Here is a 9,955-nt window from a genome sequence, read left to right as displayed (position 1 = left end):
GTTCTAGTAATGGACCTGACAAGATATTCGCCATCACCACATCGGCTTCTAGTTCAGGTTGGTCTTCAGGAAGGTATACATCCAGACGGTCTTCAACGCCGTTGCGGCGCGCATTTTCTTTCGTTGCCTGAAGGGCTTGTGGGTCAATATCAATACCAATAACGCGCTTAGCACCCAATTTCAACGCTGCCAGCGCTAATATTCCTGAGCCACAGCCAAAATCGACCACGGTTTTATCTGTCATATCTATGCCGTCTAGCCAGCGCAAGCAAAGCGCTGTGGTAGGGTGCGTGCCAGTACCAAAGGCAAGCCCAGGATCTAACATTACGTTAACGGCGTTTGGATCGGGAACATCGCGCCAGCTTGGGCATATCCACAAGCGCTCGCCAAATTGCATGGGATGGAAGTTATCCATCCACTCTCGCTCCCAGTCTTTGTCTTCAAGTGGCTCAAGCTTATATTTAAAATCAGGGCCTAAGACTTTGGCTTTACCCAAGCGCTGAAGGATGCCTTTCATATCGGCATCAGCTTCAAATAAGCCGACGACTTGTGTATCGGGCCACAGTAACACTTCACCCGGCTTGGGCTCGTACATAGGGGTGTCTTTCGCATCCACATAGGTCACTGCTTGTGAGCCGTTGGCCGTTAGCATGTCGCCTATTGATTCTGCATGTTCAGAGGAGGTATTAATTCGAAGTTGTAGCCAAGCCATAGTTATCGTTCATTGAGACCTTTGCGCTTTATTGTACCTTTGCTTGGCAGTAAACAAAATGCAGGCAAGCGAAAAGCTTTCAGTAAATGAGAGCGCGATGCTTACAGAGGCATGATCAAATCTAACCACTTTGGTTTTCAACAGGCTCTCACGTACTCAATAAAACTTGGCTGCTCAATTGATTACGTAAGCCTCGAGAAAAACTAACCTTTTGTCGACTGGTGAAATTCTAATATAAGTTTATATTATGAGAAGGGTATCGTTTAATTTATAGTCTGGTTCATCTGTTGTATGCGCGCACTTTTATCTGCTGTTTGTTTACTGTGTTTTATCATACCGCTTAGCGCGAAAGAGCTAGATGTGGTTGTAGGCTGGAACAAGCCTCCATACGTTATTTCACAAGAGCACACCGGCTTTGAAGTTGACTTGGTGCGGGCGATCCTTGCTGAAATGGGATATGGATTGTCGCCTATTTATGTTCCTTTCGGGCGTACGGCAAGGTTATTAAAAGATGACGCAGTTGACATTGGACTTACCCTTAATCCTGCACACACGGTCGATCAAAGCATTTTATCTGAGCCATATATTATCTATCAGAACGTCGTGGTAACACGGGCAGACAGAGAACTGACGATAGACAGTATCGACGATTTGAAAGGTAAAAGCGTCATTGCTTTTCAAACCGCTCAATCGGTATTAGGTGAGGACTTTGGGCGAACTCTTGCATCGCAAACTACCTATATAGAAATGGCACGACAAGATCGTCAAGTGGACATGCTGATGCGCGGCAGTGTCGATGTTGCCATTCTCGATAGAAATATTTTCAACTACTTCAAATCTGCAAACAGTGCTTATGCCGAAGACGCAACCGTCTTTCATGAGCTTTTTCCTATATCGCCTTACAGTGCTGCGATCCCCGACCCAGCGCTAAGAGCCAAGTTCAACGCCACCCTTCGGCTATTTATTGAAGATGGGCGGTATCAGTTACTGCTTGATGAATATAAGCTCGATAACCTCCTTCATAAGCTTCCCGTAGCGGAAACGGCAAAATAATTCTTAGACAGTGAACTATTTCTGATCCAACGTATAAGAAACTAACATTACGTTACCTTCTATTGCAGTCAAACGCTGCATAATAAGAAGGAGTAACAGGCGCTAGGATCATACGTTAAGGAAAGGTTTATGTTGAAACAGGGTTTTTTGCTGGCCGTAGTCGTGCTATGCACTGCATGCGTGTCTCAAGCAAATCATACAGATAAGATTGAGCAATGGTTAGATAAGCCTGCTCACGTTCAGGCGCAAGCTATTGCGAGTGGCGAAACGACATCTGCTGAGCTCGTCAGCGGTTATCTTGCGCGAATCGAACGACTAGATGGAAAGGTAAATAGCGTCTTAGCGTTGAACCCTAACGCGCTGACCGAAGCGAAGGCCATCGATAAACAACTAGCGAATGGCGAGACGCTGGGCCCTCTGGCAGGTATTCCCGTACTGCTAAAAGATAATATAGAAAGTGCAGAGATGCCCACCACAGCCGGCTCAATGGCGCTTATTACTAATGACACTGGTCGCGATGCGCCTATCGTAGAAAAACTGAAAGCGGCAGGGGCAATTATTTTGGGTAAAACCAATTTGTCTGAATGGGCAAACTTTCGCTCTGAATCCTCTATCAGCGGCTGGAGTGCAGTTGGCGGGCTTACCCGAAACCCGCATATGCTATCAAGAAGTGCTTGTGGCTCGTCATCGGGCTCGGGCGCTGCCATGTCACTTCGCCTCGCGTCACTTGCCGTGGGCACCGAAACCAATGGTTCTATTATTTGTCCGGCATCCATAAACGGGGTAGTCGGCTTTAAACCAACCGTGGGCTTGCTTTCCAGAACTCACATAGTGCCTATTTCTTTCAGTCAGGACACCGCAGGACCAATGACGTCTAACGTTCAAGACGCCTGGCTAATGACGGCAATCATGGCGGGCCCTGATGCAAGCGATAACGCGACACTAGACGCAGAGTCTCACCGCCCTTCTATGCCAACATCTTCAATGCTGGCTACAGATTTAAAAGGCAAGCGTATTGGTGTGGTTAGGTACCGCCAAGGCGATAACCCTCATGTGCTGGCTGTTTATGAAAGCGCGTTAAAGCAGCTTAAAGCATCGGGCGCGACGCTGGTGGACATCAGTGACTTCTCTCAGCCAGATTCATTTTGGGCCGACTCTTATAATGTTCTGCTGAGTGAGTTCCATCATAGTATTAACGAATACTTGTCGGGGTCTCCAGCAGAGCTTCCTGCAAGGAACTTGTCTGAGCTTATCGATTTCAATAACAAAACAGAGCGCGAGTTAGCGTTATTCAATCAAGACATTTTCGAAAAATCGCTCGCGTCGGCAGCCATTGACAGCGAAAAATATCAAAATGCACTGCGCCTTATTCAAGACACGGCGGGCAAAAATGGTATTGATACGTTGTTAGCAAAGCACAATGTTGATGTACTAGTTGCGCCCTCAAACAGCCCTTCTTTTTTAATAGACGGTGTATATGGTGACCATTCGCCAGTCGGTTTTATCGGTATCGGGTATTTGGCCGCAATTGCAGGATATCCGCATCTCACAGTGCCCGCTGGACAGGTGAAAGATCTTCCTGTGGGAATTAGCTTTATTGGTGGAAAGTGGCAAGACGAAAGCGTGTTGAAAATAGGTAGAGTCTTTGAAGCAAAATACGGCTTCTTCATTAAGCCTGGCCTTCTGCCTACACGTTTTGACAACCCAGCGCTAAAAGGTATCGAAGACGGAATTGACGTAGTTCGCTAGCGGGAAATGAGGATACATAATCGTATTTCGCCTCAACAGAAACGAAAAAAGCCCTTGGTTTAACTCAAGGGCTTTTGAACGTCTTTTCTTTCGATTGGTTAGCCAGGCTTTTTCACCCAAGCGCTACACCAGCCATCAGCGTTAACAAGCTTATTAGGGAAAATGTTACAAGGGCGGTGTTGTTCGCCATCGGCGCCCTGCACGTACATGCAGTTTGCGCATTTTGCACCTTCAACAGTTGACGACGGTGTGTAGTTCAGTGCTTTTGCAGTAGGGTCATCAGCGCTCAATTGTTCTTGAGCCTGAGCACGTAACGCTACACCACCTAATGTAAGACCGATAACTGTCGAGCCAGAAAGCTTTAAAAAGTCACGGCGATTTACAGATTTCATAACATTCTCCTTAAGAGATAGAAACGATAATGATTCTTTTTTATTCAGTGCCTTAAACGCAAAAACCTGCCCAAAGAGGCAGGTTTTGTTTCATGTTTAAATACTATCTCTTTTTGAAAAAAGATCGAACGAAATGTCGCATTTTCGCTTGATCCAGATTAAATAAACTTCAGAGTTACAACCTTAAGTATTGAATGTAAGACCGTTGGACAGTTTATTAGTTCACTTCACGGTTAACTTTACATCGGGCTTTGCATACGCAAATTGCGCAATTCGTTGTGTGCTGTGGTAGCTGTCTAGGCCTGAGATACAGGCCGTTTGCGCTTGCTCTATATCTGCATAGCCGTCTGAATCTATTATTTGCTCAGGAACGTAGAGCTCCTGGATTTCGCCGATAACCATTTCGGTTTCATTAAGCAAAGTAAAATGCTGTGCTACTTTTAAGCCCATTTTAATTTCACTTTCTTTGACATACGGCGCACTGAAGGACTCACTGATCTGCGCGGTTAACCCAACGGCTTCAAATTCACTTTCATCTGGCGCATAGCGGGCTGATGTTTGGTGGGCTTTGTCGACCCAGTCAACAGCCACGTGATTTAGCGTATAAAAGCCCTGCTGTTTTATATTGCTCAACGTATCTCGCGTGACGGTATGTGGACGCATGATCATGCCAATGAGAGGCGGGTTTGCACCGACATGAACAATAGAGCTCACTATAGCCAAATTGTTTGTAACGCCGTTTGTTGTACCCACCAAAGTCGCCGATTTAAAACCAGACAAACTATTAATTAGGTTTGCGCGGTAGCGCTGTGCAAGGGCGTCTATATCACCGCGGGTAAACTGCTTAGTCATTCTCTCTTTCTGCCTCTATCTGAATGTCATCACCGTGCTGATAAGCAGTAAGCTCAATGGGCTGACAACACACTTGGCAGTCGAGCACCTGTACTTGGCCAACATCGTTAATTTCATCTATTTCAACATCATTTGGAGCCATGCAGTAAGGACAGGAAAAGCCCATGGAACGAGTTAAACTCATATTTAAATGCCTTTGTAATCACTAATGCTATTTGTTACGTAATGCAAAGACGAGTGGATTTTCTTTTAGACACGCCCCTTGTATCTGATTTTAAGAGAAAAGGACAAGACTGCCATTTGACGCTTATGAGTAATCAGAAAACTGGGTGCACAAATAATAGATGTGATAGACGAAAAAGGTGACCTTGTGGCAAATAAAGTCGGTCAATGCCCGTGCTGTAATAGAGAAACTCGCCTTACTTACCATCATCTTATACCGCGAAAAATGCACAGGCGTACCTATTTTAAAAAGCACTTTAGCAAAGCGGAGCTTCAGGACGGCATTTACATTTGCAGACAATGTCACAGCGGTATACATCGATTTTATGATGAGATGACGTTGGCCAAACACTACTTCAATTTGCAGCGTTTATTGGCAGATGCGCAGCTTTCTTCGTTCTTTCATTGGGTGTCTAAACAGCGCGTACGCGTGTAAAAGTACACGCTGTGCACTATTAGCAGCAGATGTGATACCCAATCGCGGAGGATTTAATTTGATTCGCGTGGCTGTATAAATATACACTATTGGTGTTTTCATAGCCAAAGATACCTCATGCGAAAAGATTTACCGCCACGTTATTACCTTACACACTTTCACGAGTTCCTTGGGTTCTTTGAGAGTGCTAGCAGGGCGCTTCTAAGTGACGAAGCCACTGACTTTGTTAGGCGTTTTAAAGCGTTAGACGATGACAAACAGTGTATTGTTGTGCGCGCTGCAAATCGCAAGTATGCAGTGATTGACAGGACGCAGTTCAATTATAGCGAAATCGCTGTGCCACAAGAGCAAATAGATTGGCTTACCGACAACGGCTGGTTTGGTGACCTTACCCACGCTTCGCTTAATGACATCGCTGGTGTCTTGACCAAAGATGCTCTGCTTGAGCTACTTGCTGAATACGGCAGTATTCAGGGGCTCGCATCTCTCACCAAGCCTAAACTCGTGACGTTGCTTAATGAACATATCGAAGCTAGAGGCTGGCCAGAGCGTTTTTCGCTAGATAACTACTTAGTGTGCTTGTTCGACGATGCACTTCGCTATTTGCTGTTTATCTATTTTGGTAACACCAAAAGCCGCCTAAATCAGTTTTCTATGCGCGATTTAGGTGTAATGAGAACCCGTTCTGATTCCGTAACGGATACGGCGCGTTTTGAAACTAAAAGCGACGCCCGAGCGTCATGGTTTTACGCCAACCATTACAGCCAGTTAGCTTTTTATAACGATGATATGTTGCTTGCCATTGCCGAAGGTGAACTGCCCATTACAGAAGGTGTGTCGGCATGTTTTTATCGCGACCAGTTTCTCTATGCACTAGGCCTAAAAGTACTGATGTTTGATAGAGCGAAAGGGCTAGAAGTATTGAAAGCGGCGCAAAGCGATAAGGCAAAGGAAAAGTGGTTAAGAGAGAACTACAAGGACGGAAATGAAAATAGTGTTAAACAGACCCTTGAAGAGATAATTGATAATCCGCAATCGGATACGCTGCTAGCATTTGCAGAAGATTTCTATGCCCGTAAATACCACAAAAAACGCACCAGTAAGGTTACCGATATGCTTCGCAATGCTAGCCGTACACTGGATATTGACGTAAGCCAAAACCAACAGGTTGAGCGTGGTGTGCTGGCGTATTATGCAAGGCACGGCATTGAAGGTTGGCGCACGGAAAACCGATTATGGCGCAGTTTGTTCGGCCTTACCTTTTGGAGGCAACTTTACGAAGAAGACACGCTGGTTACGGAGTTTGATCGCAGACCGTTATCGCTTAAACAGAATAACTTTTACGCCAAGTTTGAACACAGTATTGAAGCGTTGTTACAGGCGCTTGATAGCAAAGAAAAACTGCGTTTTCATATTCACAAAATGGCCACGATGCACTATGGCAAAGTGAATAGCCTGTTTATGTGGTCTAGTCATTTGCTTACGCCTATAGAAGCGCTAATTGAGCATGGTTCGCTAGATTCTATTTATGCTTTACTTCGCATGATGTGCAAAGACTTTGAGAGCCTCCGAGATGGCTTCCCCGATATCATGGTATTTGACGGCGCACTTCGCTTTGAAGAAATCAAAGCGCCTGGCGATCAGCTTCGCCGAAATCAGCTGGTTTCAATTCAACGTTTGCAGCAAGCTGGATTTGACGTTGCGGTAACAACAGTGAAATGGATACGCGACCCAGCACAGCCTTATGTTGTGGTAGATATAGAGACCACTGGGGGAAACAGCAGCTACAACCGGATTACCGAAATAGGTATGGTAAAACTTGTTGGTGGGAAAGAGGTGGACAGGTTTCAAACCCTGTTAAATCCGCAGCGCCGCATTCCTAGCAACATTACCCGCCTTACTGGTATTTCGGATGACATGGTGGCAGATGCTCCGCTTTTTGCTGAAGTAGCGGAACACGTGGCAAATTTCACCGAAGACGCTGTGTTCGTGGCTCACAACGTAAACTTTGACTATGGGTTCATCAAGCAAGAGTTTGCAAGACTAGAGCAAAGTTTCAGGCGACCCAAAATGTGTACCGTTCGCGAAATGCGTCGCACCTATCCTGGGCTGCCTTCTTACTCGCTGGCAAACTTAACAAAGCATTTTCACATAGAAATGGAGCAGCATCACCGCGCGCTGAGCGATGCGAAAGCCGCCGCCGAGTTGTTGAAGCTAGCGTTTGAAAAAGACGATGAGCAAGTGAGCGTTTAAGTCGGCCACTAATTGTTTGTAAGTTTAGCGTAGTTGAACTGAACAAAATGAGCCGAAAATAAGTATGTAGTGGGGTTAAACAGGCATATTGAGATGTAAGAAATGGCATTAACTGAAGAACAAGAATCACGTGTAATTGAAATGGCGTGGGAAGACCGTACGCCTTTCGAGGCAATAGAGCGTTTATACGGGCTGCCTGAAAAAGATGTGATAAAGCTTATGCGTAAAAATCTCAAACAGAAAACCTTCAAGAACTGGCGAGAGCGCGTGTCGGGTAGAAAAACCAAACATGCCAGCCTGCGCCCTGAAGGTGTGGACAGAGGATACTGCCCCTCTCAGTACAAATTTAAAGGCGCTAATAAGTAGCGTGTAGAAACCTTTCCTATAGAAGCGGAACGGCCTTACGTTGTCGCTGCCTTTATTTTTTGGGAGGCGAAATAGTAGTAATCGGCAAAAGAAACGCAGTTAACTGCTGCCGCATGGGGGTAGGAAAAACGATCGTGTTTTCTGATTGCAAAATACTCTTAGCGTGGTGAACCTGACGCAATAGATTTTGATAGGTGGCGTCATTTTGCTGAATCGCTTCTACCTTGTTCATGACAAGCTCAATGAACTCTGCAGGAGAAACGTCTGTATGTTGTTTGATCTCAAACGCCAGTGCCTTTAGCACGTAGGCTTCCCACTCCTTTCTATAACTGTCTTTCAGCCGTTCCGGGTAAAGCGTTAAGTCAGATATATCTTGCGCTAAGTCTACGATATCGAGAGGATCATCAAAAAGGACACGAAACGCAAGCAGCGCTTCATCGGAGAGTCGGGAAATGGGAAGTTTTTCTTTGAACTGAGCGTAACGGCTGGGCACAAGAACACCTTCAAATTACGATTATTAGAGTTAAACAATACGAGCTTTAGAGCTTCGTTAAACTAAATTTTAATAAACTCAACTTTAAGTTTAAAGCTCAAGAGATTAAAAATACGTAATCTGCGGCAATTGAACTCACAATGGCGACAAGCCGTAACTTATTATGCACTGTTAAAGTGTGTACGCGTTCTTGCTGTTTGGCCCATCGTTTGATGGGCCTTTTTTATGTGGAGTAGGCGCTTCGTTTCATTCAACTATCGAAGGAGAGTTTTACTCCTGCCAGTAATCGACTGACGCTATCTACCACATCAGCTCTTATAAACCATTCAACATCATGCTTCTCAGATAGCACGCCACTAAATTCCAGAGAGCCGCCGTGACCTGTTCCTAGAAAGTCTTCAATTAATTCAGCGCGCTCACCAAAACTACTGTCTATATAGGAATAGTAAGCAAAATATTCGATAGGATATGATGTGTTAAAAGCGCTTGCAGCGAATTCGCCGCTGGTGCCCACTACAACTTTCGCAGCACTTTCATCAATACGCTGCACTAATTCAATGAACGCGGTATCTTGTTCATTAATACGTAATCGATATTCTGCCCGGGCAAACGTACCGTTCAGCATTCTTTCAAAACTGGCTTCGTAGCTATGTCGTTGTCCCATCTTGGCCGAATATTCAATTTCGAAATACTCGTCCTCTCCGCCAATATTAAAGGCTTCAGATGCTTCAGCATTTGCAAGTTGACCAACGACTATTTCAATGGCGGTGTCGTTTTGCAATTGCCTCACATGACGTACCCCCGTTATCCAACCATCTTTCGACAAGCCGGTGGAAGAAACACGCCCTTTGTAAGTTGGAATAACGCCTAACTCAGTTTTCCCCGAATCGGTTTCATGCCTTAGGTACAGTCGCCGCGCGTAGAGATAATCAGTGTTGTCGCTGCCGAATGTATTGTGGCTTGATGAAAAGTCATCGCCAGTCACCACAAAGCTGTTTATTGACCACGCAGAAGTGATGACAAGAGAGGGATAGTAACGCAGTCGATATTGTTCGCGGCTTGGGCGGTTGGAACGATTATCGTAACGAACTTGAATATCTAGCTTCTGTGAGAAGGTGGGCGCTATTTGTTCTGCCTGCGCGTTAGTTCCTGCAATGGCTATCAGCGGTAAAATAAACAAAAAAAGATTTCGCACCTGTTTAACCTTAAACAACATGATTAAGTAGTTTATACATTAAATCTTTTTATACCAATCCGCATAGATAATTGCCCACTCAGAAGGCGCTGGCAAGTTTCCTAGCGAAGCGTGGGAATGCAGGAATGGCTCTTCCCTTTTAAATTCCCAGAATGAAGCTAGGAAGCTTGCCAGACCTTCCCGAAGGGCGAGTTTAAAATGTCCGTACTCTTTGTTGTGTCACCTTGATGTA

Annotated in this window: 11 protein-coding genes; 5 read left to right on the top strand and 6 right to left on the bottom strand. The window is 45.3% G+C overall.

Annotated features, from left to right (window positions below):
- A partial coding sequence (gene prmA / locus QVA83_RS12640; RefSeq protein ID WP_287498515.1) for a 50S ribosomal protein L11 methyltransferase occupies window positions 1–712 on the bottom strand: 712 nt, incomplete at its 3' end.
- A 291-nt stretch (window positions 713–1,003) separates the two neighbouring features.
- Here prmA and QVA83_RS12635 point away from each other — a divergent pair.
- Both QVA83_RS12635 and QVA83_RS12630 read left to right on the top strand, forming a co-directional pair.
- Entirely contained in the window at window positions 1,004–1,765 is a 762-nt protein-coding gene (locus tag QVA83_RS12635) for a substrate-binding periplasmic protein (protein WP_014951287.1), read from the top strand.
- A gap of 129 nt (window positions 1,766–1,894) precedes the next feature.
- Window positions 1,895–3,514 (top strand): amidase, encoded by a 1,620-nt coding sequence (locus tag QVA83_RS12630; protein WP_069945193.1) that lies wholly within the window; start codon window positions 1,895–1,897, stop codon window positions 3,512–3,514.
- 98 nt (window positions 3,515–3,612) lie between these two features.
- Here QVA83_RS12630 and QVA83_RS12625 read toward each other — a convergent pair whose 3' ends face one another.
- From QVA83_RS12625 to QVA83_RS12615, 3 genes are all read right to left on the bottom strand, one after another.
- The gene (locus QVA83_RS12625) at window positions 3,613–3,906 is read right to left on the bottom strand and encodes a high-potential iron-sulfur protein (RefSeq protein ID WP_014951285.1); all 294 of its coding nucleotides are present in this window, start codon (window positions 3,904–3,906) and stop codon (window positions 3,613–3,615) included.
- 222 nt (window positions 3,907–4,128) lie between these two features.
- Window positions 4,129–4,758, bottom strand: coding sequence for a flavin reductase family protein (locus QVA83_RS12620; RefSeq protein ID WP_014951284.1), 630 nt, complete (start codon window positions 4,756–4,758; stop codon window positions 4,129–4,131).
- The gene (locus QVA83_RS12615; RefSeq protein ID WP_014980678.1) at window positions 4,751–4,942 is read right to left on the bottom strand and encodes a zinc ribbon domain-containing protein; all 192 of its coding nucleotides are present in this window, start codon (window positions 4,940–4,942) and stop codon (window positions 4,751–4,753) included. Before QVA83_RS12615 ends, QVA83_RS12620 begins: the two co-directional genes overlap by 8 nt.
- 186 nt (window positions 4,943–5,128) lie before the next feature.
- Between QVA83_RS12615 and QVA83_RS12610 the strand changes: the two genes are divergently transcribed.
- The 3 genes from QVA83_RS12610 (at window position 5,129) to QVA83_RS12600 (ending at window position 8,035) form a co-directional block, all read left to right on the top strand.
- The gene (locus QVA83_RS12610; protein WP_230598863.1) at window positions 5,129–5,416 is read left to right on the top strand and encodes a hypothetical protein; all 288 of its coding nucleotides are present in this window, start codon (window positions 5,129–5,131) and stop codon (window positions 5,414–5,416) included.
- Between the two features lie 117 nt (window positions 5,417–5,533).
- A complete protein-coding gene (locus QVA83_RS12605; RefSeq protein WP_069945192.1) occupies window positions 5,534–7,669 on the top strand; it encodes an exonuclease domain-containing protein in 2,136 nt (711 codons plus the stop codon).
- 102 nt (window positions 7,670–7,771) lie between these two features.
- On the top strand, window positions 7,772–8,035 hold the full coding sequence (locus tag QVA83_RS12600; RefSeq protein WP_014977757.1) for a TIGR03643 family protein: 264 nt from the start codon (window positions 7,772–7,774) through the stop codon (window positions 8,033–8,035).
- 52 nt (window positions 8,036–8,087) lie between these two features.
- Here the strand turns inward: QVA83_RS12600 and QVA83_RS12595 are convergent, their stop codons facing one another.
- Window positions 8,088–8,528, bottom strand: a complete 441-nt coding sequence (locus QVA83_RS12595; protein ID WP_069945191.1) for a hypothetical protein — start codon at window positions 8,526–8,528, stop codon at window positions 8,088–8,090.
- Window positions 8,529–8,778: 250 nt separating this feature from the next.
- Window positions 8,779–9,723 carry a hypothetical protein gene (locus QVA83_RS12590; RefSeq protein ID WP_069945267.1) on the bottom strand — a complete coding sequence of 315 codons (945 nt, stop codon included), beginning with the start codon at window positions 9,721–9,723 and terminating at the stop codon, window positions 8,779–8,781.
- Window positions 9,724–9,955 lie beyond the last annotated feature (232 nt).

This window comes from Alteromonas sp. AO-Serp, from assembly GCF_017849675.1.
GTDB lineage: Bacteria > Pseudomonadota > Gammaproteobacteria > Enterobacterales > Alteromonadaceae > Alteromonas > Alteromonas macleodii.
The sequence above is the reverse complement of the archived record's forward strand: the minus strand, read 5'-3'. Positions and strand labels throughout refer to the sequence as shown.